A 22,699-nucleotide genomic window follows, 5' to 3' on the forward strand; every position below is an offset into this window, starting at 1 on the left:
ATAAGACCTTTTGGAGACAGTTTTTTATTTTAACTTTAATATAGATGAGAAAATCTTTAAGAATCAAGAGTAGTTCATTTTAGAGATGTAGTTTCAATTGAAACTACATCTTTTCATGCTCATAAAAACTCTATATCCACTTCACATTTACATTTACATTAGATTCATCCATAATTTTCTCATATAATATAGCTATTTTTTCTTAATATTAAGTATTTACATTTCCCCTTCCTTACCTCATAATTTTAATCGGGAAAGGGAGGAAAAAAATGGTTCAAATAAAAGTAACGCCCGAAGAATTGGAACGAGTTGCAAAACGGGCAAACGATACAAAGCATGCATTAGAATCTATACATAATAACTTATGCAATCAAATTGATTACATGTGTTTTCAATGGACAGGCGCATCAAATCAAAATTTCGTTCAAATGTTTAACAATGCAAGACCATCCGCATTCACAGCTATTAATGCGCTTGTGCATGTTGAAGAAGAATTAAAGAGAATTGCTGAGAAATTCCGCGTTGCAGATAGTGAAGATGTAACATCCCCAAAAACGACTAAGTCTAGTAAAGCACCTGAAAAATCTTTCTTAGGAAAAGTATGGGATGGTATAGTAGACGGTGCGGGAGATGCTGTTGGAGATACAATCGACGGTATAAAAGCATTAGGTGACTGGGAAACTTGGAAAGGCATGGGCTACACTGTCACCCATTTAGATGAAGCTTTACCTGCTATGTGGAATGCGTTATCAGATTCCTTTAACAAAGATGTGATAAATGGAGATGCAGAGACCCGTGCAAGATGGGGATCTTACGCTTTAACACAAATTGGATTAGGTCTTCTTGGAGATAAAGGGGTCAGTAAGGCTGCAAAGCTAGCACAAGGGGCTAAATTCTCTCAAGGTATCTCAAAAGCTGGACAATTATTTAATAAAGGCGATAATTTGGCTTTCGCAGGCGGTAATGGTGGTAGATCTGTATTTGATAGTGCTAATTTTAGACAAGCGGAAGAAAAACTTTCAACCTACCAGTTTGCTAAAGGTGATAGGTCCCAACCTGTCACAAGTGTAGGTGAAGCACAAGTAAAACGTTATTTAGAGAATACTGGCGGAACAGTGGCAGAAATCAAACCGAGATATACACGTGAACAAATCGAACATCTAGCTGAAAGTAACTTTGAAAATCAAATAGATTCTGTTTTGCGGGATGTAGATATATCACGTGAAAAGTTTAATGAGCTAAAAACAAAAATGTATCATGAACTTAGTCCAGAAGAAGTAGTAGCCATGAAACAGATTAGAGACAGTGTTCCCGCACCAACTTCTACTACAATGATGCAGAAAGCAATTCCGTTAGAAGATATAAAAAAATACTTAATGGATGAGCGATTCAATGAAGTCGGGGGATGCGTTGCAAAATTTGAAGATGTAGCAGACATTCAATCATCACATGACTTATTTCACTCATTACGTTTAGATTATCACAAAACCAAATTTACTACCGAAAGTGATTTTGGTGTTATTAGATTTACATCGGATGATGCGGAAAAACTATATATTCCTTATGGCGATAATTTTAATGACCCAATAAATAAAAAACCTAGCGATTACTTACAATATCCTCAAACAGGAAATGGATTTGTAATGTCTGAAAACGGACGTATTATTCCAGAATATGAATCTCAATTTCCACAGAAATTAAGACCACATGATGGAGCAGAAATATATGAAGTTGTAAACGGAAAGGAACGATTGGTAGGAATATATAGCGAGCTAGATAAAAAATTTATTCCAGCTGTGACTAAGAACTAAGAAAGGAATTATGGAAATGATTAGACGAGATGAGTATGCAGTTTATAAAGGGACAGAATATAGTATATCCAAAATCGGTAATCGGTTTATATTAACTTCTACAAATCAAAAGGACTTACAAAACGGTTTTACACCCTACGAACGAAATCCCAATTTATTTATAAAAGAAGTTGAAAAATCCGAGTTAGAAACAGCGTATGACATTACACCTTTTGCCAAGCATAAAGAAATTATGTTTCGAATTATTGGAGAAAATAAAGACAAGGGAACTGTTTCAATATATACGATTGATCCCAAAGTAGGAAAAGAATTAGGAATGTCTTCACCTGGTCGTGGGGAATTCGTAAAAGATGTAAGACTAGAAGATGTTGAGTTAATTGAAAAAGTAGAACCTATCTGGGGATTTACACTAGATATAGACAATTAATTACACCAAATAAAAGCAGAACCTTATAAGGGTTCTGCTTTTATAATCCATACCTATTTTTGTATCAATATCAAACCCAAAACCAGCATATTTATTTTAACTAGCTATCCAAATTGATAAATAGAATGATCAATTTGTTACTAAAACACAATCCAGAATTTCTCCTGTAGGATATTACATACAACAGACAATACAAAACCAAGTGCCCTTCAACGAGCTCAATGTGCAGTGAATTGAAATATTGAGCTCACTAATAGAGATGCTCTTATTAGCATAATGAAGCATAAACATTAAAGAGGTTGTCCCCAAAGTAGCTATTCAGCTACTTTGGGGACAACCTCTTCTTTTTTATGTGTTTCTGCTTGACTTGACCAAAATAACAAGTAAAATTATCCATATTAGCTTTTAAGCTATATTAATTTAGAAGGTGAGTTGGAATTATGACTCTTCACATTTGTGAAGTAACAGAAAAAAATTGGCGTTCGGTAGCTGCTTTAAACGTCGCAAAAGACCAGCAGCAATTTATTGAAAGCAATGCGTTTTCTTTAGCAGAATCATTATATGAGGGAAACGGAACGTCAGTAGGTTTATATGATGGAGAAACACTTGTAGGATATGCAATGTATGGATGGTATTGTGAAAAACGTAAAAGCGTATGGTTAGACCGCTTTATGATTGACCAACAATATCAAGGAAAAGGATACGCAAAACGTTTCCTTCGCTTGCTTATTCAATTCTTACAAAATAAATTTGAATGTAAAACAATTTATTTAAGTTTACACCCAGACAACAAACTTGCAATGGGATTATATGAGTCATTTGGCTTCCGTTTAAATGGCGATATTGATGATGAAGGCCCTGTTGTAGGTGTTGTAATGGAGTTACTTTTAGATGAACATACAAACCTGTGAAAACAGGTTTTTTTAGTCCTTCGTTTTTGGCAATCTAGTATTTTTCTACAAAACACTTAGTTAAGTCCAAAAAATAAGCCTGCAATAAACGCAGACTTATTTCACACACTCCTCGAAATGTGCTTGGAACCATTCTTTATTAATATCTTTTCCGATAAAAACAACTTCACTTACTCGATCTTCGCCCTCTTGCCACTCTCTATCATACGAAGCAGCAAATAACGTATGTACACCTTGAAAAACGATACGTTTATCCACTCCATCAATCGATAAAATTCCTTTGTAGCGATATAAGTATTCTCCCAGTTCTTGAACGACAGCTGACATCCACTCATTTAGTTTTTGTAAATCTAACGGACGCTCTTCACGTAGTACAAACGATTTTACACCTTCTAGATGATTATGCTCTTTATGAGGATAAATTTGTAACGTATCTTTCGTTTTAAACGTTTGAATTTTTAATAACGATGGAATATCTACATCACAGTGAGTCGACTGAATTAACTTTGCAGTCGGGTTTATTCCTTGCAGTTCATGTAAGAGGTTTTCTTTTTCGCTCTCTTCAATTAAATCTAACTTATTCACTAATACAACATCGGCAAATGCAATTTGTTCTTTTGCTTCTAGTCCTTTTTCAAAATGTTTATGTATATGATAACTATCTACTACTGTTACAACACCATTAATTTGGTATGCAGATTGAATAACAGGATCTAAAAAGAATGTTTGAATAATAGGACCTGGATTTGCAAGACCAGTTGTTTCAATTACTAATCCATCAAAGTCCATTTTCCCTTCTGCTTTTACATCCAGTAATTGTTTTAACGCAACGAGTAAATCTTCCCGTACAGTACAGCATAAACAACCGTTTGTCATTTCCATAATTTCTTCTTCAACATTCATAATCAACTGATTATCAATGCCAATTTGCCCTATTTCATTTACAATTACCGCCAATTTCTTACCGTGATTCTCTGTTAAAATACGATTTAATAATGTTGTTTTCCCAGATCCAAGAAAACCAGTTAATATTGTTACTGGAATCATTTCGTACATCTCCTTATAGCTATATGTTTTTACATTATAACATATAGAAATAATCGTTTTTGTAGCAAAACATATTTATTGTTTGTACGCCCCTCTAACTATATAATAATATGTAGTAAGAAAGCCTTTTCAAAAAAATAATCATTCATCAAGGGGGTACTATAATGGAACGAGTTCAAATGGCCGAAACACTCGAATTTTCTCGTATTATTCAAGGCTTTTGGCGTTTAGCAGAATGGAATATGACGAAACAAGAATTACTTTCTTTCATTGAAGATTGTATGGATATGGGAATTACTACTTTTGATCATGCTGATATTTATGGCGGTTATACGTGTGAAGGACTGTTCGGAGAGGCATTACAACTAAAGCCTTCTTTACGTGAAAACATGCAAATCATCACAAAATGTGGAATCGCTCCCCCATCACCGAAATTTCCAGAGCGATATGTTGCTCACTACAACACTAGTGCAAAACATATTATTCAAAGTGCAGAAGCATCACTTAAAAATTTACATACAGATTATATTGACGTATTACTTATCCATCGTCCTGATCCTTTCATGGATCCAAATGAAGTGGCAGAAGCGTTTTTACGCTTAAAGCAAGAAGGAAAAGTTCGTCATTTCGGTGTATCTAACTTCTTACCTTCTCAATTTAATATGTTAAGTTCATACTTAGATTTCCCGCTTATTACGAACCAAATTGAAGTATCTGCACTGCAACTTGAGCATTTTGAAAAAGGAACAATTGATTTATGTCAGGAGAAACGAATCAACCCAATGATTTGGTCACCTCTTGCTGGCGGAGAAATCTTTACTGGTCAATCAGAACGCGCTGTACGTGTACGTGAAACCGTTCAAAAAGTCGCTACTGAACTAGGTGTTACTAGCATCGATACTGTTATGTATGCATGGTTACTTGCACATCCAGCTAATATGATGCCGATCGTTGGCTCTGGTAAATTAGATCGTGTTAAAACGGCCGCTCTTGCTACAAAAGTTAACTTAGACCGTCAACAATGGTTTACAATTTTCGAAAGCTCTAACGGACATCCTGTACCATAATACACAAAAAGAAGAGCCGTTTCTTTACAGCTCTTCTTTTTCATATGTATTTCTCGTCATAGCAAAGACACACATATCTCTTAATCCATTTCCATCTACTGCAACACTCGCACTTTCTAACGTACCTTCTAATTTGAAGCCCAATTTTTCAGGGATCGCTCTACTCTTCTTATTTAAAGCATCACAACGAATTTCTATGCGGTTTGCTTTTAGTTCAGAAAAGGCGAAATCCGTTATCCCCTTTGCAGCCTCTACCATATAGCCCTGTCCACTAAATCTTGAATCAATCCAATACCCGATTTCAAATTGAGGTATATCCCAATTAATACGATGCAATCCAGCTGATGCAATAAACTCACCTGTTTCTTTCGAAAAAACTAGTAACCTTAAATCCTCACGCTGCAAAAATTGAATATGCGATTTTCTAATGCTCACTTCTACTTCTTCCTCTGTTTGCTCTTTCTGTGCAAAAACCATCCAAGGTTTTAATTCTTGCATAGATGCTTGTATGGCATCGTATACAACTTTACCGTCACCCGGTTTCGGCATTCGAATACATAGCCTTTCGGTATAAAATTCAGAAGGAAAATCGAATAATAATGGATTCACTGTAAACACTCCCTATAATTCTTTTATATATAATAATATCCATCTCAAACTATACAGTAAAGATAATTCTGAAATTTACATATTTTATTCATTCACCTCTTCCGCTACACGAACCCCAGATTCAATTGCCCCTTGAATCCATCCATGATATAACGTCGTATGGTCTCCAGCGAAGAATATTCTTCCCTCTGGTTTGACAATCGCTGGTTGCAACTCTGATTCTTGACCTGCCTGAAATAGCGCAAACCCTCCAAGTGCATATGGATCCAATGTCCAGCTTTTTGATATACCAGACAAGAATTCATCATATACTTGACCACCTAATATCGTTGCTAAGTTTTGTAATGTATAATAAATACGGTCACCCTTTGACAATCCATCCCATAACAACGCATCATAAGACCATGTATAGCTTCCTAGCATCATAGCCGGTCCCTTCTCTCCAATTCCATAGCTTGGATAATAAGCGTAACGAATTGGCAAATCCGTTATAATTCTGCCACCTAATTGTCCTTGTTCTTCCCAAAATCGACTTTTAAATTGAATTCCTATTTTTGTTGCTGGCATATAATGCAATTCGCGAATTGCTTTCCACTTTTCATGAGATATAGAATCAAAGGGCTCAACTTCCACAAAACGCATTGTCGAAAACGGAATGGTAACAATAACTAAGTCCCCTGTAATACTACTATATTCAAACGTTTCTTCGTTTCGATAGAAAGCTGTCACACCGTTATCACGTTGATGTAGCTTCATTAATTTTTGATTATATATAATATTTTCTTCTAATTGTGGTAAAAAGGACTTTGGTAATCTATCATTCCCACCTACTATTTCACAAAATCCACTCTCCTCTTGCATAATATATAAAAAACGTAATGTCTCAACAAATGAACGTTCTAAAAAACCTTCTAAATCTAATAGAACACCGATCATCTCAATCGTTACTGGCGAAAAATATGTATTATATTGATACGGATGATACTTTAAAAATTGTCCTGTAGAGTATCTCCCAAAATCCTTTACTACAACATCCCAATTTTTCTCTGGGTTCTTTTTTATAAAATTTATAATAGGCTGTACCGCTAACAATAATAGCTCCTCAGACGTTTTCCCCACTTCATTCATTTCTACAGGATACTTTAATATACTTGGATCTTTTTCATATTGTTTTAATGTCGTTTTCCGGCCATTTACGTAAATGATATCAGTCTCATTCCTATTAATAAAAGGGCTCACCTGTAGCCCAAATTTTCTTATATATGCCATCGTTAATGTATGCGAATACGGAATTCTCATTGCCCCTACATCCAAATATAAACCGGTATCTTCCATTCTAACTGTCTCTATGCGGCCACCTACCCGGTTATTTGCTTCAAAAATCTTCACTTCATGTCCCGCAGCTTTTAATAAAGATGCCGAAACTAATCCAGCCATGCCAGCCCCTACTACAATAATTTGCTTCGGGCTCGTCGTCTTCTTTAATCCTTTATTTATAATTTTTAACGTTTCATCCATCTCAGTGTTATACATTATATCTTTCTGCACAATTCCACCCCTTACTTCATCAAATGGGCATTAGTCGTTTAGTGCATTTTATTCATAAATTTCCATAAACATAACAACAGAGCAAGTTGAATATTCACTAAAAATACATAAGAGATCGCTCTCACAGCTCTTCACGCTTCGTATAATATAGCAACAGCAAATAAGGAGTGGTTAAAAATGAAACCAACTTACGACTACAATGCTACAAAAAAGTATTTAGAAGAAAAGAAACAACAGCTATGCAACAAGCTTAATAGTTTGCATCTATCTAAAAAAGAGCGTGAACAAATAAAACTTGAGATTGATAACTACGAATATATTTTAAATGTAGTCGAAATGAATCATTATGAACGAGGATTTTCACATTAAAAGTGGATATATAATTTATCCACTTTTAATTTTGAGCATTTCATTACGCATTTTTCGTAAGTAAATATATAATAGGATGTACATTAAGATTGAGAGGTATATTCTATGATCAAATTAAGTGTATTAGACCAATCCCCTATTTCAGATGGTAGTACAGCAACCCAAGCTTTTTCACATACAGTTACGCTTGCGCAAGAAGTTGAAAAACTCGGATATACACGCTTTTGGGTATCAGAGCATCACAATTCTGTAAGCCTTGCTGGTTCAAGTCCAGAAATACTTATTTCTCATATTGCAGCAAAAACGGAGCGCATGAGAGTTGGTTCGGGTGGTGTTATGTTACCTCACTATAGCCCGTATAAAGTTGCTGAGAATTTCCGTGTTTTAGAAGCGCTTTATCCAAATCGTATTGACCTTGGTGTCGGCAGAGCACCTGGCGGTATGCCAATTGCAACTCGCGCACTTCAAGAAGGAAAAATGGTCTCACTTGATCAATATCCAGAACAAATTGCAGATGTTGCAATGTATTTACATGATCAAGTACCAGAAAACCATCATTATGCGAATTTAAAAGCTACTCCTGTGATTCCAACATCTCCCGACATGTGGTTGCTTGGCTCTAGTGGAGAGAGTGCAAAGATCGCTGCACAACAAGGTGCTTCTTTTGCATTCGCACAGTTCATAAACGGATACGGTGGACCCGAGGTAATGGAGGCCTATCAAAAACAATTCCAACCTTCCTATTTAGGAGATAAACCAAAATCAATCGTCGCTATTTTTGTTATTTGCGGAGAAACAAATGAAGAGGCGGAAAAAATTGCTTCAAGTTTAGATTTATCAATCTTATTACTAGAGCAAGGAAAGCGTACAACTGGTACTCCTTCTATTGAAACTGCTCAAAATTATTCATACAGCGCGTATGATTTATTCCGTATAAAAGAAAATCGTCAACGTATGATAGTAGGCGACCCGTCTTCTGTAAAAGAAAAAATCATAAACTTAAGCAAAGCGTACAATACTGAAGAATTTATGATTGTCACAATTACTCATCGATTTGAAGATAAATTAAATTCTTATCGCTTATTGGCAAATGCTTTTAATTTATAATTTTAAAAAGGAGATACATCACATATGATGCATCTCCTTTTCTTACTACTTATTGTTTTCATTCCCTATATATTCAATAGCTTCTTTCAATACCTCATCAAAGTGAATAGGATAATCATGATTTAAGTTAGGTATAACTTTATACTTATGTTCTATATTCTTATCTCTTAATAATTGTACAAATTGCTGTGTGCATTCGAAACAATCTTCATCTTGATCACCGCAGACTATATACCCCTTTATATGTTTATCCTGTAATACTTCCAGCAACTCATTCCATTCTTCAATCTCTGGAAGCCACGGTGCCATAAAAATAAAACCATCCACAGCTATATCTTTTTGTAAAACCGTGTATAAAGCTACTCCTGCACCAGCAGAAAAACCACCAATTATTACTCTTTCTACTGTATGATTTTCTATAAACTTAACGTAATGCTCTTTTAATTCTTCCTTCCCTCTATGTATATCATCCCAAACAAACCCATCTGAAAACTGAATTTGCGAAGACTGTGGTAAAGCTAACGTATAATCTTGTGACAAAACAGATTTCCAATACGGTTCTATTATTCCTATATTTTCTTGATCACCGTGCATTGCAATAAATAGTTTTTCTTTTTTCTTGTCTTCTATATATTTCACGTCTGCTCGTTCTGTTTTCTTTGCTAACTCTTCTCTTTCTTTACATAATTGAACCATTTTATGAAACTCTTCAAATTTATGTAATAATTTTAAATCGTCGTCAGAAATTAAATACTCATATCCATACCAAAAACCCTTTTCTATAATAGCTTCCTTCATTACATGCAACGCTTCTTCTTCAAGTCCTGCTGCACTCGCTAATGCATATTTAAAATTATATATTTGAGCCTCATTTCCTACTATACCTTTAGCATGCTCCATTATATAAGTATACGCTTCCAAACTTCCTTTACTTGCATAGCAATGTAACGTTTCATTTAATAATTGAATGTAAGTCATACTATTTTTCATGCACCTATCCCCCGTAACCTTTTATAATATTTATTTTTCAAACCTTTATACCATTCTGTAATCTCTGTATAAAACTCATGCTAACAATACTCTATTCTTAGCATGATACTTAATCGTTACTCCTCTTTGTCCAATAAGTTTAGTATAAAGTTAAATAAACTGAAAAATTAATATTTTAATCACCTCAAAAAAAAGACAACAATATATTTATTGTTGTTCTCCATACATCTACCCACTTTTTTGTTTTTTTCTATCTGGTTTACTTGAAACTAAATAATGTTTTTCTGAAATATATAAGTCTCTTTTTAATATACAATCTAAGTAAGGACCTAGTTTCATTCCGCATATGAGGCGATCTTCACTACCCTCTACAATTGGAAACATTTCTTTTTCTGTTACATATTGGTCTACTGCCTTTTGCACAATATCAATTTCTTTCACTAGGTTTAAGTTTTCTTCTGTATGTTCAAATACCTCAAGCGTTTCCTTCGTAATCAGAAAAATATTTGTTGGAAATGCAGGTAAATACGGCTTTAACAAATCATAATTTACTGTATAATCATCATTTACTAATACTGTATAAACGATATTAGCATTCTTTTCTAGAAACTGAGCCATCGCTTGTTCCAATTCATCTTTCGTAATTTCACGCTCTTCTTTTCCAGTTTTGAAAAAGCGAAACATCGCATCGCCTCCTTTTTACTATATTATAGCATAAAAGAAAACTGAAAAATCACAAAAAAGCCATTGAAACAATTTTTCAATGGCTTTTTTCTTTATATTCTTATATTTATTTTAAGAACGCACTTAGCATCCATACGTGTTGCTCTAATGTTGTATGAATTGCTAACAACATGTCCGCTGATGTTTCATCTCCAGCTTCACCAGCAACTTCCATGCCTTCTTTTAGTTCTTGAATAAGTGCTGAGTAATCATTTACTAATGTTTGCACCATTTCTTCTGCAGATTCCTTGCTTGTCCCTTCATTCACACTAGATGTTGCAAGATATTCTTTCATTGTCGCTAACGGCTTACCTTCCAATGCTAAAATACGTTCTGCTAATTCATCAATATACGTTCCAGCCTCATTGTAAAATTCTTCAAATTTCTCATGTAATGTAAAGAAGTGTGGTCCTGTCACATACCAGTGATAATTATGTAGTTTCACATATAACACATTCCAGTTTGCTACCTGCTTGTTTAATACTTCAACAACATTTGTTTTCGTACTCATACAATCCACTCCTCTTATCATTTTGTAATGATTATCTTTTCATAACCTAGTTACATGTTACCATACATTTCCTATCCTTTCGAACGATTGGCTTATATGTAACAAAGTTTTAACACCTTTAATATTTCCCTAATATGTATTAATTCATGTATGTTTTCAAACACTTCATACGTCTAATTGTCCAAGCTCATACATATGCATAATAGTAAATCAAGCTCATCGTAGTAGAAAGAGGGATAACATGGACAATCAACAATGGCAAGTAGCAAAGAAAGTCGCTGCTACTTATATTGGAACAGTCGTTGGAGCTGGATTTGCTACTGGACGAGAAATTGTTGAATTTTTTACAGTGAATGGCTTTTATGGAACAATTGGCATATGTGTAAGTGGATTTTTTTTTATTTGGCTCGGCACAAAAATGATGTTACTCTCCTCACAAATCGGTGCATTTTCAGCGCAAGAATTTAACAAATATTTATTTGGGGATGTATTTGGAAATGTCGTAAACACATTATTATTGCTCGTATTATTTGGTGTAACGAGCGTTATGTTATCAGGAGCCGGGGCGGTATTCGAAGAGCAACTTCGTTTACCAAGACAACTTGGTATTCTCATTACAGTCATTGCCTGTCTCATTATAGGTAGTCGCGGATTACAAGGTGTCTTTGAGGTAAATACTCTTGTCGTACCTATTATGATGATTTTTATTATCGGACTTGCTATTACTACTTTTTTTCACGGTACAACTCCTATTAGTAATACTATTCCAGCAGAAAGCTGGAATATGAAGTGGATTACTAGCCCGATTACATATGTCGCCTTAAATCTTTCTCTCGCCCAAAGCGTACTCGTCCCGTTAGCCAGCGAAGTAAAAGATCGAAAAGCCATTTTATGGGGCGGTATTTTAGGTGGTGCAGGACTTTCTTTAATTTTATTATGTAGCCATTTAGCGATCTTATCAGTCGACCAATTTTATCAATATAACATTCCAATGGCTGAAGTCATCAGAAGATTTAACGCAACTTTTCACTTTTTCTTTGTTCTTATCATTTTCGGTGAAGTGTTCACAACTTTAGTTGGCAATGTGTTCGGCATGACAAAACAAATGCAATCGATTACCGGATGGCAAAATAACAATATCATTTTCTTCATTTTACTAATAAGCTATTGCTTTAGTTACGTTGGTTACAGTGAATTGCTCCATATTCTATATCCAGTAATCGGGTGGGTTAGCATCATTTTACTTCCGATTATTGCTTTTAAACAACTTCAAAAAACATAAAAAGCATCCATGTTATTGGATGCTTTTTATATATATTCATTCACAATCATCACATACTTCCCAGTACGGCCCCATTTCCAATGCCAAATATGGCCTTAATTGCAACCGAATCATTCGACTAGGCATACGTTCTAAAACGAATTGAATCCCTTCTTCCTCTTCGTCTAATTCAACTTTTGAAATCGCAATTCTTTGCATAGTAGAAATAGGCATTCCCTCTTTATATAAAGTGATTTTCACCTCATCATATTCATTAAAATACAATTCAACACTCATTTGATTTTTCAACATTTCATCAACAATTTCATATTTATCATTTCGTTCCTGGATTATATATTTCCAGCCACCTTTACCTTCTTCTTTCGGAGCTGCTTGAAATAATGTCATCAAATCCTCGTATAGCATAAGATAACCCCTCTCTTACTAAAAAACGATGAGTATTTTATATACTCTTTATCTCTATCACTATCCATATGTATTGTACCATATATCAACGTTCTAACCGTATTCATTTGCTTCATAAGTATATAAAACACTTTATTCAGTCTTCATTATTATGTGGCTTACTTTATTACTTAATCCCCCTTAAATTTTAAACCTATTCCCAATCATTATTTGCTCACACCAAAAAAGGAGAGTGATTTACATCACTCTCCTTAAAAGAATTTCCCAGTAGCTGCTAACGCTAATACTAGTATTAGAATTGTAAATAATAATGATACTATAAAACTAAAAATAGGTAATGCTTTCTTTTCATTCTTCTTAAAGAGTAACTTTAAACTAAGAAAGATGTTTACTGGTACAAATATAAAATAAAAATATTTAACAATTTGCACTGAACTATTTGAAAGTGTTTTAAAAATAAACACTTCAATGAGAAAAACAATAAAAAATGAAATACTTAACCAAAATGAGACATAACTAAGCCAAGAATGTCTTTTTGTCCCCCAATACACTCCCATACGAATCTCCTTTTATTTGTATTCTATATGATTATAATTATACACAAAGTTAACAAATACCTCTATTTTTCGACAAATATTATACAAAATATATATTTAAACCTCATAAAAGTATTGTCTATTTCTATTTAATTTTACAAAAAAACAGACTACTCCAATAGCATACTGCTATTTTGGAGTAGTCTGTTCTCTATTAAACTTTAAATCTTTCAATTAATACTTGTAACTCTTCAGCCATTTGAGAAAGCGTACCAGCTGCAGAACCAATTTCCTCCATCGAAGCTAATTGTTCTTCCGCTGATGCTGCAACGTTTTGAGTACTCGTCGCATTATTCTGCGCTGTCATTGCAATTTGCCCAACCGAAATAGACACTTCATTTGCACCTTTTGACATCCCGTTAGCTGTTTCAACCATCGTTTTAATTTGATCTGCAATTTCATTTGTAGATTGTAAAATCTCAGTAAAGTTTTGCTTCGTTTCATTCGCAATAACAAGTCCAGATTGAACTTCCTCATTTACATGACCCATAGACTTTACCGTCTTACTCATGTCATCTTGTATTTCACATATTAATTTACTAATTTCACTAGAAGATACGCTAGACTTCTCAGCCAATTTACGTACTTCATCTGCAACAATTGCAAATCCTCTTCCATGCTCTCCTGCTCTTGCAGCTTCAATTGCTGCATTCAAAGCTAGAAGGTTTGTTTGATCTGCAATATTTTGAATGACTTCTAGTATGTCACCAATTTGCTTTGATTTATTATTTAATAACTGTATAACTTCATCTGATTGTGAAACAGATTCTGCAATAGACTGCATTTGGTTTACTGTTTTTCCTACTAGTTTTCCACCATCTTCTGCTTTTTCACGAGTATGAGCAGAAGCCGTATTAATCGATGATGAACTATTTGCTACATGCTGAATTCCTTCTGTTACATCAAATAATAACATTGCACCATTTTCTACACTTGTCGTTTGCGTTGTTGCCCCGCTCGATATTTCATCCATTGCCATCGTAATTTGCTCAGTCGCTTCACTCGCCTGTCTTACACTTGCCGTGAGCTCTTCTGATGCTGCTGCAACATGTCCAGCCGAAGTATTAATTCTTCCGATTAACGTTCGCAATGCATCAGTCATCTCATTAAATCCTTTTGCAAGTTGACCAATTTCATCATTAGAATGAATATCAATTGTTTGCGTTAAATCTCCCTCACTTATTTCTTTAGAAGTGGCAACTAATCTTTTTAATGGCTTCGTAATAGAAAGTGTCACGAAATAAATAAGAGCCCCGCCTATAACTAATGAAATGAACATAACAATTAACATATTATAAAATACAGGCTGCGCAGCTTCAATTACTTCATTTGAGTACATCGTCCCGCCAATTTTCCAACCAGTTTTTACATTTGTAGCAAATACCATTTGCTTTTCGCTACCGTCATACGTATATGAAAAAGCACCATGATTATCTTCATAAATTTTCTTCGCCCAAGAATCAGCTGCTTTTTCTCCTGACTTCTCTTGAGGATGTGCAATTATTTTTTGTTTCCCATCTAAAATGAAAGCATATCCTTTTTTACCAATATTGATTAACTTTGTTGTTTTTAATAGGTTATCTAAACTTAAATCTATCGCAACAACACCGTTTTTATCTTCTGCTTGTTTTGCAATCGTTACGACAATATGTCCATTTCCCTTTGCTTTATACGGCTCAGTAATTACAATACCACCTTGTTTTGCTACTGCATCTTTATACCAAGAACGTTCTGTTGGATCATAGTCTGCTGCCATTTGTATATTTGGTTCTTGTACAAATTTTTTATCATTTCCAGCAACATATACTTGTTCAACATCTTTATTCAAGTTGATATATTGAGATAACATTTTTCTTAATTCATCTTGATTATCCCCTTGATACATATTACCTTGAATCACCCGTGCAAAATTATTTACATCATTAAATTTTGCCTCAATCATTTGATTAATTAAATTATCTAATATTTTTATATTGTCGTGAGCACTACTCGTAATTTGTGATTCAAAATTCTTTTTAGCTGTTTGATAAGACATGCCTCCGATAATAGAGACAGCCGCAATTAAAATGACGAAAAATGAAATTAGTAGTTTTTTTGCTACTTTCATATCACGAAACGAATTTAATAGTCTACCCATTACAAACCTCCTGCTTTTCAATTTCAAAAGTTAAATTTAGTGAACTATAAATATTTCCCATTCCCTAATTATTATTTTCATAACCTATTATGATGAATACTTTGTAAAGTTTAAACAATTAATTTCTCTTTGTCCATATATATGAATAATATTATTATAAAATTTACAAATACAAAAAGCCAAAGGGAATCACCCTTTGACTTTTCACATTTTTTTATGCTGTTTAGAAATCTTTTTCCACTTATCACGCTCTGCTCTTGCAAGAACAGCATCTTGTTTTCTCATAAAATAGGCTAGTTCTCTTTGTAATTTTTTATAACTTTGCAAACGATTTATCGTAATAATTCCGTTATCAATTGCCTTATGCACTGCACACCCTGGCTCATTTTCATGCTTGCAGTCCCTAAAACGGCACGTTTTTGCTAGTTCTTCAATATCAGAAAATGTTGTTTGAATCGCATCGCTTCCTTCCCAAAGCTGTAGCTCCCTCATACCAGGAGTATCAATAACTAAACTACCACTCGGTAATCGGAACAATTCACGATGAGTTGTCGTATGTCTTCCTTTACTATCTTCCTCACGAATATCACCCGTTTTTGCTACTTCAATTCCAATGAGTGCATTTAATAAAGTAGATTTTCCAACCCCAGATGAACCGACTAAAGCAATTGTTTTTCCTGAAGTAACAAATTGTTGCAACGATTCAATACCAGTATGCTCTAAACTATCAACGACGAAGATCGGAACACCAATTGCTACAGCTTCTGTTTCTACAATTTTCTGTTCCACGTCTTCACATAAGCTACTCTTTGTTAAAACAATAACTGGCATTGCACCACTTTCATATGCTAATAGTAAATAACGTTCTATTCTTCTTACGTTAAAATCATGGTTCAGTGCATTCACTAAAAATAGATAATCTACATTTGCTGCTATTACTTGTTCTTCCGTTCGAGTACCAGCCTCTTGCCTAGAAAAAGAGCTTCTTCTAGGAAAAATACGATGAATAATTGCCTTCTTTTCATTCTCTATTTTCTTTATATACACCCAATCACCAACCGCTGGATAATCACCCTTCGTTACTGCTTCATGCCGAAACTTACCAGACAGCTCTGCCATATATTCACCATCATTACAAATAATTCGATATATATGCTTATGCTCGAGTAAAATACGCCCTACTTCAAAGTTCTCTACAGCTTGTTCCTCAAAAAAAGAATCCCAGCCGAACGATTCTAAAATATTTTGATTCAAATTGATATCCTCCCTAGTGTATAAGCGGAAGGATCGTGCGCTCACTTATATAGTATCGCCCTTTCCATCCACCTTTGTATTTGGTTTATGATTCATATAAGTTATTTTCGCCATAATACATCACCCCGTTCTCATTTTAATTACTCTCATTATATGGAATATTTATTTAAAAAGCTACCTCATTTAACGTAATTTTCAAATAATTTATTTTTCATCATTCTAATTTGCCCACGGTGACTAATCTCATCTTCTAGCACGTGAAACCACAAATAGTACTGGTTATGCGCTACACCGTTAGGCCACTCTCTTTCTGACATTAGCCATGCATCATCTTGTTCACTCAAATACTTCAGAGATTCTTCTCGAACTTTTTGCAAAAGTTGTACATAATACTGTATTTCATGTCCGCGAATCGTTCTCCCCGATTCCCCTAAATACAGTGCGTCTTCCCATATTTCTAATTCTTCCTTTGTAAAGTCACGCTCTTCAAATGAAATAAGCTGATGTGCTTTTTCAATAGCTGCTATATGCTTTAATAAAGCTCCGATGGAATTCCCTCCACTTGGCATAATTGAATCTAATTGCTCAACTGATAGATTGTTTATTTCCTGTAATGTTACAGCCCTCGTATGCTCCAGCATGCTTACTAATTCCCCTATATTTTTTGTATAACCATCCACACTTCTTATTCGGTAATCTATATTCATATCACGCCCCCCTTTCTACATTCATATTAAGGAATAACTGCTTCATATAATAGACTCATATATATCAGATTTTTCTGCTATAATTAAATTGAATATAGAAAAACACCAAACAAACTTTCTCAATATGCTTCTATGAAATATTAAAAGGAATCAATATAAAATAATCGAATCTTATTCACTAAAAGGAGTGGATTCGATGGAAATGTATCAATGGCTAACCGCTGTTCTCGTTGGTGGCATTACCGGTTTCGTTTCCCATCTAATCAATAACCAAGGTAAGTTATTGCTTCCACGCCGTTTGAAAACTTTTTTTCACTTTGGGTTTTTGACTGATATTTTCACTGGCAGTCTAGCTGCACTTCTTGGACTCGTTTTATTCGATGTCACCTTAATAAAAGAAATTATTAAAGTATCCATTGTGACTGCTATTTCTGGTCAGACTTTCTTACTACATCAAGCGCTTGGTGGTGAGCAGGCTAAAAACACACAAATTGGGAAAGCTGATGAGAAGATTCAAGAAATTGACAAATTATTACGACGTTAGTCTATACTTTTTTTTAAAATTATTGCTATAATAAACAATAAATATTTTCTATTGCGTCGTTTGTCAGAAGAAAGGGTGTTTCGTATGACAAAAAAGAAAATAGAAGATTTCTTAACAAACACTGAAAAAGAGGAACTGCTAGAAAACTATAAATGTTTACGAGAAGCCCGCACAAAAAGCGAAGCTAACTATTTTGGTGAAGCAGTAAACCATCTATTAAATAAAGCAAAACAACGAATTATTAAAGATGCAGGCATACATGATGAAAATGCAGCAACCGTTCAATCAAAAAGAAAAGCACTGTTTTAGTTCAATTAGCTAAAACAGTGCTTTTCTTTTTGATATTTTTCACATTACTTTCACATCTATTTCACAATTATAAGTAGTCCTATATGTTATACTCAGTATATCCTTTTCCAAGGAACTATATGCCGATATATTAATCCCTATCTCTATAGGGATTTTTATTTTTAGGCTCTTTTTTTATTTGTAAAGACTTTATGACGCAATTCCTGTTTCACTATTTTCAGTAAGCTTTTCACTTTTTCTAAACAGAAATAAAGCTATAATATATAATAACGCAGTAAAACTACCTACAAATATAAAATTGTGAGATGTTGCAAATAACATTCCTGCTATTGCCGCTCCAATCATTTGACCAATATACATAGAAGCATTTGCAAGAGCAGCTCCTGTTCCTCTTGCTACATTAGACATGTTTTGTAAGTGCCTCATCATTAATACAAACAAAATTCCTGTCACAAAAAACAAAACAAAGAACAATAACTCAACCAATACGATGTTCTTTACATGAGGAAGTAATACATATAGCACCGCTGTAAATATAATTCCACCATAGAAAGAAAGGTTATAACCCATTTTATTTACGATTCTAGGGCCTAAAATATTACCAGTTAAATTTCCTAATCCTAATACGAGCATAGCTGTACCTACTTCATGAACTTGTAAGCCAAATTGAATGGAAAGCCATACACCCAAAAATGAAAATGCAGCAAAATTACCAGTTTGAAAAACAAAATATGCAAAATAAGAAAGTAAAACCTTTGAATCTGAAAGTAATTGTTTATAGCGCTTTAAGATGTTTGTTTTATTTCCACTAATATGAACCGGTTGTATTTCTGGTAATACTACATAAATAAGAATGACAAGTAGTGCTGATAATATACCCACGACAAAGAATGGTGTTGTATAGTGTATCATTGCCAAATACGATCCAACTGGCAGTCCTAAAACTTGAGAGATTGATAACCCTGCTGTTGCAATTCCAAATGCCTTTACAATTTGCTCCTTCTCTATAAGGAGCGGCATAGATGCCCACACTTGTGGAGATACAAAGGCTGCACTTACACCTGCTAAGAATCTAAATGCTAGCATCCATAGAAAACTCGGTGCCATTCCACATAAAAATGTACTTAACGCAAAAAAACTCATTCCTATTACCATCACTTTTTTTCTATTTAAGCCATCTGATATAGGACCAGCAATAAGTGCAAATCCAGCGTATCCTAAAGCATATGAGCTCACCATCCACCCTGACAACTCAGTTGAAATATGATACACCTGTTGTAATGTGGGCAAAAGTGGTGAAATTAAGAAAGTATCTGTACCGATCATAAACATGATTGTAAAGAATACAGCTAGTACTCTTTTCATTTAAATCTTCTCCTTTTATATAAAAAGAGGGAACTATCCCTCCTTCAACTAATCTTCTAAAATAGATTCAATCTCTTTCATGACATTTTCATTCAATGAAACTTCCACAGCTCTTACACTTTCTCTTATTTGCTCCGCTCGTTTCCCACCAGGAATAACAGTATCAATTCCTTTTTTATTTAATAGCCATGCTAATGCTAAATGCGATACTTCGACAGCCTCTTCTTTAGCTACGCCTTTTAACTTCTCAACTTTTTTAAAGTTACTCTTATATGTATTTTCTTCAAATAGATTTACACTTTGACGCCAATCTCCTTCGTTCAATTTAAAATCTTCTGTATATTTACCACCTAATATCCCAAAAGCAAGAGGCCCGTAAGGGATAAATGAAATACCTGATTCTATACAATATGGCAAAAGTTCTTCCCCTGCAGTACGATCCAACATATTATACGGTGATTGTACAACATCTATGTGTCCGTGCTGATTCGCTTCTTTTAATTGCTCTACGTTTACGTTAGATATTCCAATTGAACGAATTTTACCTTCTTCTTTTAGGCGAGTAAGTTCTCCAATTGAATCTATATAACTTGTTTCTGGATTTGTAAAATGTAAATAATATAAATCAATATAATCAGTTTGTAATCTTCGTAAGCTATTTTCCACAGCATTTCTTAAATAGTTTCGTTCATTATTTATATACACCTCTCCATTTAATAGCGGCTGTATTCCACCTTTTGTAGAAAGTACAACTTCGTGGCGTTTTCCCTTCAATACTTCCCCTACCAATTCTTCTGATCTGCCGAAACCGTATGAATCTGCTGTATCAATAAAGGTAATCCCTTGCCCCATAGCTTCTTCTATTAATTGTTTTCCTTCTTCCTCATTCACATCAGCATATAAATTATGTCCCCCTACAGCGTTTGTTCCTAACCCCAACTTTGAAATATTTAGTCCTGCCTTTTGCAATTTTGTATACTTCATTTTTTCTCCCCCTATATTTCTATTGTTCGATTATATTCGAACAATAGAAATATACCACTTTATATGTTATAGTGCAAATATAGTAACTTATACAAGCAGGTGAAAAAATGCGTACTCTCTATCATCCAAATCGAGAAGAAATTCAATTCTCTTCTATTTTATATGCACTTAGTGATCAAATTCGTTTACAAATTGTAACTATGCTACTAGAAAAAAATGAACAATCTTGTGGTTCGTTAAACATTCCAATTGCGAAATCGACTTTATCTCACCATTTCAAAGTTTTACGCGAATCCGGTGTTATGTATACACGCCTTGAAGGTACACAACGTTTCATTTCAATTCGTGAAGATGACTTAAATGCTAGATTCCCCGGTTTATTGGATGTCATAATACATGCGACAGAACCATACTAAAAAACATCTCATAAAAATATGAGATGTTTTTTAGTAATTGTTATTCTTTCAATAAATCTATTAATCCATTCCCTTCAGATGTACGTTCATACCCTAAAGGTACAGTTCTTTTAATAAGCTGTGCATATATTTCTGGTTCTGATAACTTTCTACCATATTCCCTTTCACACTGCTTTATGAGCAATGCCAGTGCCCCAGCAACATGCGGTGTGGCCATAGAAGTACCACTTAATACCGCATATTTCCCTTCAGGATACGTAGATAATATTTCATCGCCTGGTGCTACTAAATCAATTTCTTGATTTGAATTACTAAAACACGCGATTTTCCTTTCTAAATTGACAGCGCCGACTTCAATTACTTCTGAGTATGCACCTGGGAAATCTAGTTCCTCGGTATTATCATTACAATCTCCATTATTCCCAGCAGCACATACGACAAGAACATCTTGCTTTACCGCATTTTGAATTGCCTCATGTAATTCTGGAACGTCTTGTGGGCCACCCAGTGACATGGAAATGACTCTAACTCTTTCTTTATTAGGTCCTCTCCAATTTACAGCATAATGAATTGCATCAATAATTTGCTCATAACTTCCAGAACCATCTCCTGCTAAAACCTTTAACACTAACATTTTAGCGAGTGGTGCGACCCCTAAAACACCTACACCATTTTCAGTCGCTGCAATTGTCCCAGCTACATGAGTACCGTGTCCGTTATTATCAAGATATATATTTGGATCCCCTTCGTAATCTTTCGTGAAATTTCTTCCACCGATAATACGATCCTTTAAATCTATATGATTCATATCACACCCTGTATCTAATACGGCAACAACAATATCTTTTCCTTTGGCACTCTTCTCCCATACTTGTGGAGCATGAATGAGTTGTACACCTGGTGGAATTTCATTTACTTGTTCAACTACCTTATCTACTGTAAAAGGAATCAATTGTATACCTTTTTGTTTATTCGCTGTACTACTGTTCATCGTAATCCCTCCTGAAAATATATTATTTTCATTTCAGACCACTTTTGAAAATGCTTACATGTAACATTCGTTTTAGTTGTTTCGTTTTCCTTCCTTAAAAATATTTCTCAATAAGGCTTACGAAATTTATACTACTCTTTTATTTATCTCGTAATTTGTAGACACCAAAAATCCGATTGGTACAACCAATAACCAAAATAAAAGGACCACTAAATTGGTCCTTTTATTGTCTTTAAAGAATGATATGAAATTTTTAAAATAATATAAATTAGGACTAAACCTCACTCTTGTTTAAAAACTGCTCTATTTCTTTTATTAAATATTTCGCTCCATCTATACTAACAGTAATGTTTCCATTTGCTAATGATATGTTTTGATTTGAAACATCACCTGTTATTTGACAAGCATTGTAAGGTTGATATTTTTGTAAAATGACTTTGTCTTCTTCTACGAAAATTTCAAGCGGTGATTTGATTTGTATTCCCAATACATCACGTAATTCTTTAGGAATAACAATTCGTCCTAATTCGTCTACTTTTCGAATAACTCCTGTTGCTTTCATATTACTTCCTCCCTTACTTTTTATTAA

At 34.2% G+C, this 22,699-nt stretch carries 25 protein-coding genes; 10 read left to right on the top strand and 15 right to left on the bottom strand.

The features are described from left to right. Positions 1-269 precede the first annotated feature (269 nt). The 3 genes from ACVWY7_RS07605 (at position 270) to ACVWY7_RS07615 (ending at position 3,149) form a co-directional block, all read left to right on the top strand. Positions 270-1,811 (top strand): WXG100 family type VII secretion target, encoded by a 1,542-nt coding sequence (locus ACVWY7_RS07605; protein ID WP_456523731.1) that lies wholly within the window; start codon positions 270-272, stop codon positions 1,809-1,811. Between the two features lie 16 nt (positions 1,812-1,827). Beyond that, positions 1,828-2,238 carry a hypothetical protein gene (locus ACVWY7_RS07610; RefSeq protein WP_031302398.1) on the top strand — a complete coding sequence of 137 codons (411 nt, stop codon included), beginning with the start codon at positions 1,828-1,830 and terminating at the stop codon, positions 2,236-2,238. Between the two features lie 440 nt (positions 2,239-2,678). Next, positions 2,679-3,149 carry a GNAT family N-acetyltransferase gene (locus ACVWY7_RS07615; RefSeq protein ID WP_000172423.1) on the top strand — a complete coding sequence of 157 codons (471 nt, stop codon included), beginning with the start codon at positions 2,679-2,681 and terminating at the stop codon, positions 3,147-3,149. 96 nt (positions 3,150-3,245) lie between these two features. Here ACVWY7_RS07615 and ACVWY7_RS07620 read toward each other — a convergent pair whose 3' ends face one another. Beyond that, complete coding sequence (locus ACVWY7_RS07620; RefSeq protein ID WP_000613449.1) at positions 3,246-4,196, bottom strand: CobW family GTP-binding protein; 951 nt, start codon at positions 4,194-4,196, stop codon at positions 3,246-3,248. Positions 4,197-4,360: 164 nt separating this feature from the next. On the opposite strand from ACVWY7_RS07620, the gene ACVWY7_RS07625 reads away from it, so the two are divergent. After that, complete coding sequence (locus ACVWY7_RS07625; protein WP_000442794.1) at positions 4,361-5,263, top strand: aldo/keto reductase; 903 nt, start codon at positions 4,361-4,363, stop codon at positions 5,261-5,263. A 24-nt stretch (positions 5,264-5,287) separates the two neighbouring features. On the opposite strand, the gene ACVWY7_RS07630 is transcribed toward ACVWY7_RS07625, so the two are convergent. Together ACVWY7_RS07630 and ACVWY7_RS07635 are read right to left on the bottom strand one after the other, a co-directional pair. Then, complete coding sequence (locus ACVWY7_RS07630) at positions 5,288-5,872, bottom strand: GNAT family N-acetyltransferase (RefSeq protein WP_001068756.1); 585 nt, start codon at positions 5,870-5,872, stop codon at positions 5,288-5,290. 84 nt (positions 5,873-5,956) lie between these two features. Next, a complete protein-coding gene (locus tag ACVWY7_RS07635; RefSeq protein ID WP_001168141.1) occupies positions 5,957-7,420 on the bottom strand; it encodes a flavin monoamine oxidase family protein in 1,464 nt (487 codons plus the stop codon). Between the two features lie 177 nt (positions 7,421-7,597). Between ACVWY7_RS07635 and ACVWY7_RS07640 the strand changes: the two genes are divergently transcribed. Together ACVWY7_RS07640 and ACVWY7_RS07645 are read left to right on the top strand one after the other, a co-directional pair. Next, positions 7,598-7,789: a DUF3896 domain-containing protein gene (locus tag ACVWY7_RS07640; RefSeq protein WP_000805513.1), complete on the top strand. Its 192-nt coding sequence runs from the start codon at positions 7,598-7,600 to the stop codon at positions 7,787-7,789. A 105-nt stretch (positions 7,790-7,894) separates the two neighbouring features. Next, positions 7,895-8,896, top strand: a complete 1,002-nt coding sequence (locus ACVWY7_RS07645; RefSeq protein WP_071736221.1) for an LLM class flavin-dependent oxidoreductase — start codon at positions 7,895-7,897, stop codon at positions 8,894-8,896. Positions 8,897-8,941: 45 nt separating this feature from the next. Here the strand turns inward: ACVWY7_RS07645 and ACVWY7_RS07650 are convergent, their stop codons facing one another. The 3 genes from ACVWY7_RS07650 to ACVWY7_RS07660 form a co-directional block, all read right to left on the bottom strand. After that, positions 8,942-9,886, bottom strand: coding sequence for an alpha/beta hydrolase (locus ACVWY7_RS07650; RefSeq protein ID WP_456523732.1), 945 nt, complete (start codon positions 9,884-9,886; stop codon positions 8,942-8,944). 228 nt (positions 9,887-10,114) lie between these two features. Next, positions 10,115-10,570 (bottom strand): DUF3939 domain-containing protein, encoded by a 456-nt coding sequence (locus ACVWY7_RS07655; RefSeq protein WP_000488189.1) that lies wholly within the window; start codon positions 10,568-10,570, stop codon positions 10,115-10,117. 106 nt (positions 10,571-10,676) lie between these two features. After that, a complete protein-coding gene (locus tag ACVWY7_RS07660) occupies positions 10,677-11,120 on the bottom strand; it encodes a Dps family protein (protein ID WP_000105198.1) in 444 nt (147 codons plus the stop codon). Positions 11,121-11,361: 241 nt separating this feature from the next. On the opposite strand from ACVWY7_RS07660, the gene ACVWY7_RS07665 reads away from it, so the two are divergent. Beyond that, a complete protein-coding gene (locus ACVWY7_RS07665) occupies positions 11,362-12,402 on the top strand; it encodes a YkvI family membrane protein (protein WP_071736218.1) in 1,041 nt (346 codons plus the stop codon). A gap of 36 nt (positions 12,403-12,438) precedes the next feature. Here ACVWY7_RS07665 and ACVWY7_RS07670 read toward each other — a convergent pair whose 3' ends face one another. From ACVWY7_RS07670 to ACVWY7_RS07690, 5 genes are all read right to left on the bottom strand, one after another. Continuing rightward, positions 12,439-12,807: a DUF3979 family protein gene (locus tag ACVWY7_RS07670; RefSeq protein ID WP_062921556.1), complete on the bottom strand. Its 369-nt coding sequence runs from the start codon at positions 12,805-12,807 to the stop codon at positions 12,439-12,441. A 251-nt stretch (positions 12,808-13,058) separates the two neighbouring features. Continuing rightward, a complete protein-coding gene (locus tag ACVWY7_RS07675; RefSeq protein WP_000539566.1) occupies positions 13,059-13,364 on the bottom strand; it encodes a hypothetical protein in 306 nt (101 codons plus the stop codon). Between the two features lie 193 nt (positions 13,365-13,557). After that, positions 13,558-15,540: a HAMP domain-containing methyl-accepting chemotaxis protein gene (locus ACVWY7_RS07680; RefSeq protein WP_000533101.1), complete on the bottom strand. Its 1,983-nt coding sequence runs from the start codon at positions 15,538-15,540 to the stop codon at positions 13,558-13,560. Positions 15,541-15,744: 204 nt separating this feature from the next. Next, entirely contained in the window at positions 15,745-16,794 is a 1,050-nt protein-coding gene (gene rsgA / locus ACVWY7_RS07685; RefSeq protein WP_001073056.1) for a ribosome small subunit-dependent GTPase A, read from the bottom strand. Between the two features lie 179 nt (positions 16,795-16,973). Beyond that, positions 16,974-17,501, bottom strand: coding sequence for a DinB family protein (locus tag ACVWY7_RS07690; protein ID WP_001019115.1), 528 nt, complete (start codon positions 17,499-17,501; stop codon positions 16,974-16,976). 196 nt (positions 17,502-17,697) lie between these two features. Between ACVWY7_RS07690 and ACVWY7_RS07695 the strand changes: the two genes are divergently transcribed. Together ACVWY7_RS07695 and ACVWY7_RS07700 are read left to right on the top strand one after the other, a co-directional pair. After that, the gene (locus tag ACVWY7_RS07695) at positions 17,698-18,045 is read left to right on the top strand and encodes a DUF4257 domain-containing protein (RefSeq protein WP_000426320.1); all 348 of its coding nucleotides are present in this window, start codon (positions 17,698-17,700) and stop codon (positions 18,043-18,045) included. Positions 18,046-18,129: 84 nt separating this feature from the next. Beyond that, positions 18,130-18,354 (top strand): hypothetical protein, encoded by a 225-nt coding sequence (locus ACVWY7_RS07700; RefSeq protein ID WP_000162606.1) that lies wholly within the window; start codon positions 18,130-18,132, stop codon positions 18,352-18,354. Positions 18,355-18,543: 189 nt separating this feature from the next. Here ACVWY7_RS07700 and ACVWY7_RS07705 read toward each other — a convergent pair whose 3' ends face one another. Then, positions 18,544-19,719 carry an MFS transporter gene (locus ACVWY7_RS07705; protein WP_456523733.1) on the bottom strand — a complete coding sequence of 392 codons (1,176 nt, stop codon included), beginning with the start codon at positions 19,717-19,719 and terminating at the stop codon, positions 18,544-18,546. A gap of 48 nt (positions 19,720-19,767) precedes the next feature. Then, on the bottom strand, positions 19,768-20,703 hold the full coding sequence (locus ACVWY7_RS07710) for an aldo/keto reductase (RefSeq protein ID WP_456523734.1): 936 nt from the start codon (positions 20,701-20,703) through the stop codon (positions 19,768-19,770). A gap of 107 nt (positions 20,704-20,810) precedes the next feature. Here ACVWY7_RS07710 and ACVWY7_RS07715 point away from each other — a divergent pair, with 107 nt between their 5' ends. After that, a complete protein-coding gene (locus ACVWY7_RS07715) occupies positions 20,811-21,119 on the top strand; it encodes an ArsR/SmtB family transcription factor (RefSeq protein WP_001259897.1) in 309 nt (102 codons plus the stop codon). Positions 21,120-21,159: 40 nt separating this feature from the next. On the opposite strand, the gene ACVWY7_RS07720 is transcribed toward ACVWY7_RS07715, so the two are convergent. Continuing rightward, the gene (locus ACVWY7_RS07720) at positions 21,160-22,110 is read right to left on the bottom strand and encodes a serine protease (RefSeq protein ID WP_078384349.1); all 951 of its coding nucleotides are present in this window, start codon (positions 22,108-22,110) and stop codon (positions 21,160-21,162) included. 274 nt (positions 22,111-22,384) lie between these two features. Further along, complete coding sequence (locus tag ACVWY7_RS07725) at positions 22,385-22,672, bottom strand: AbrB/MazE/SpoVT family DNA-binding domain-containing protein (protein WP_000648333.1); 288 nt, start codon at positions 22,670-22,672, stop codon at positions 22,385-22,387. Positions 22,673-22,699 lie beyond the last annotated feature (27 nt).

The sequence above is a fragment of the Bacillus sp. TE9106W genome (assembly GCF_054062215.1).

What these genes read in the sequence shown, in the direction of transcription:
- ACVWY7_RS07605 (WP_456523731.1), top strand. Translation starts at nt 270, where the DNA reads ATGGTTCAAATAAAAGTAACGCCCGAAGAATTGGAACGAGTTGCAAAA.
- ACVWY7_RS07610 (WP_031302398.1), top strand. Translation starts at nt 1,828, where the DNA reads ATGATTAGACGAGATGAGTATGCAGTTTATAAAGGGACAGAATATAGT.
- ACVWY7_RS07615 (WP_000172423.1), top strand. Translation starts at nt 2,679, where the DNA reads ATGACTCTTCACATTTGTGAAGTAACAGAAAAAAATTGGCGTTCGGTA.
- ACVWY7_RS07620 (WP_000613449.1), bottom strand. Translation starts at nt 4,196, where the DNA reads ATGATTCCAGTAACAATATTAACTGGTTTTCTTGGATCTGGGAAAACA.
- ACVWY7_RS07625 (WP_000442794.1), top strand. Translation starts at nt 4,361, where the DNA reads ATGGAACGAGTTCAAATGGCCGAAACACTCGAATTTTCTCGTATTATT.
- ACVWY7_RS07640 (WP_000805513.1), top strand. Translation starts at nt 7,598, where the DNA reads ATGAAACCAACTTACGACTACAATGCTACAAAAAAGTATTTAGAAGAA.
- ACVWY7_RS07645 (WP_071736221.1), top strand. Translation starts at nt 7,895, where the DNA reads ATGATCAAATTAAGTGTATTAGACCAATCCCCTATTTCAGATGGTAGT.
- ACVWY7_RS07650 (WP_456523732.1), bottom strand. Translation starts at nt 9,886, where the DNA reads ATGAAAAATAGTATGACTTACATTCAATTATTAAATGAAACGTTACAT.
- ACVWY7_RS07655 (WP_000488189.1), bottom strand. Translation starts at nt 10,570, where the DNA reads ATGTTTCGCTTTTTCAAAACTGGAAAAGAAGAGCGTGAAATTACGAAA.
- ACVWY7_RS07660 (WP_000105198.1), bottom strand. Translation starts at nt 11,120, where the DNA reads ATGAGTACGAAAACAAATGTTGTTGAAGTATTAAACAAGCAGGTAGCA.
- ACVWY7_RS07665 (WP_071736218.1), top strand. Translation starts at nt 11,362, where the DNA reads ATGGACAATCAACAATGGCAAGTAGCAAAGAAAGTCGCTGCTACTTAT.
- ACVWY7_RS07670 (WP_062921556.1), bottom strand. Translation starts at nt 12,807, where the DNA reads ATGCTATACGAGGATTTGATGACATTATTTCAAGCAGCTCCGAAAGAA.
- ACVWY7_RS07675 (WP_000539566.1), bottom strand. Translation starts at nt 13,364, where the DNA reads ATGGGAGTGTATTGGGGGACAAAAAGACATTCTTGGCTTAGTTATGTC.
- ACVWY7_RS07680 (WP_000533101.1), bottom strand. Translation starts at nt 15,540, where the DNA reads ATGGGTAGACTATTAAATTCGTTTCGTGATATGAAAGTAGCAAAAAAA.
- ACVWY7_RS07690 (WP_001019115.1), bottom strand. Translation starts at nt 17,501, where the DNA reads ATGAATATAGATTACCGAATAAGAAGTGTGGATGGTTATACAAAAAAT.
- ACVWY7_RS07695 (WP_000426320.1), top strand. Translation starts at nt 17,698, where the DNA reads ATGGAAATGTATCAATGGCTAACCGCTGTTCTCGTTGGTGGCATTACC.
- ACVWY7_RS07700 (WP_000162606.1), top strand. Translation starts at nt 18,130, where the DNA reads ATGACAAAAAAGAAAATAGAAGATTTCTTAACAAACACTGAAAAAGAG.
- ACVWY7_RS07705 (WP_456523733.1), bottom strand. Translation starts at nt 19,719, where the DNA reads ATGAAAAGAGTACTAGCTGTATTCTTTACAATCATGTTTATGATCGGT.
- ACVWY7_RS07710 (WP_456523734.1), bottom strand. Translation starts at nt 20,703, where the DNA reads ATGAAGTATACAAAATTGCAAAAGGCAGGACTAAATATTTCAAAGTTG.
- ACVWY7_RS07715 (WP_001259897.1), top strand. Translation starts at nt 20,811, where the DNA reads ATGCGTACTCTCTATCATCCAAATCGAGAAGAAATTCAATTCTCTTCT.
- ACVWY7_RS07720 (WP_078384349.1), bottom strand. Translation starts at nt 22,110, where the DNA reads ATGAACAGTAGTACAGCGAATAAACAAAAAGGTATACAATTGATTCCT.
- ACVWY7_RS07725 (WP_000648333.1), bottom strand. Translation starts at nt 22,672, where the DNA reads ATGAAAGCAACAGGAGTTATTCGAAAAGTAGACGAATTAGGACGAATT.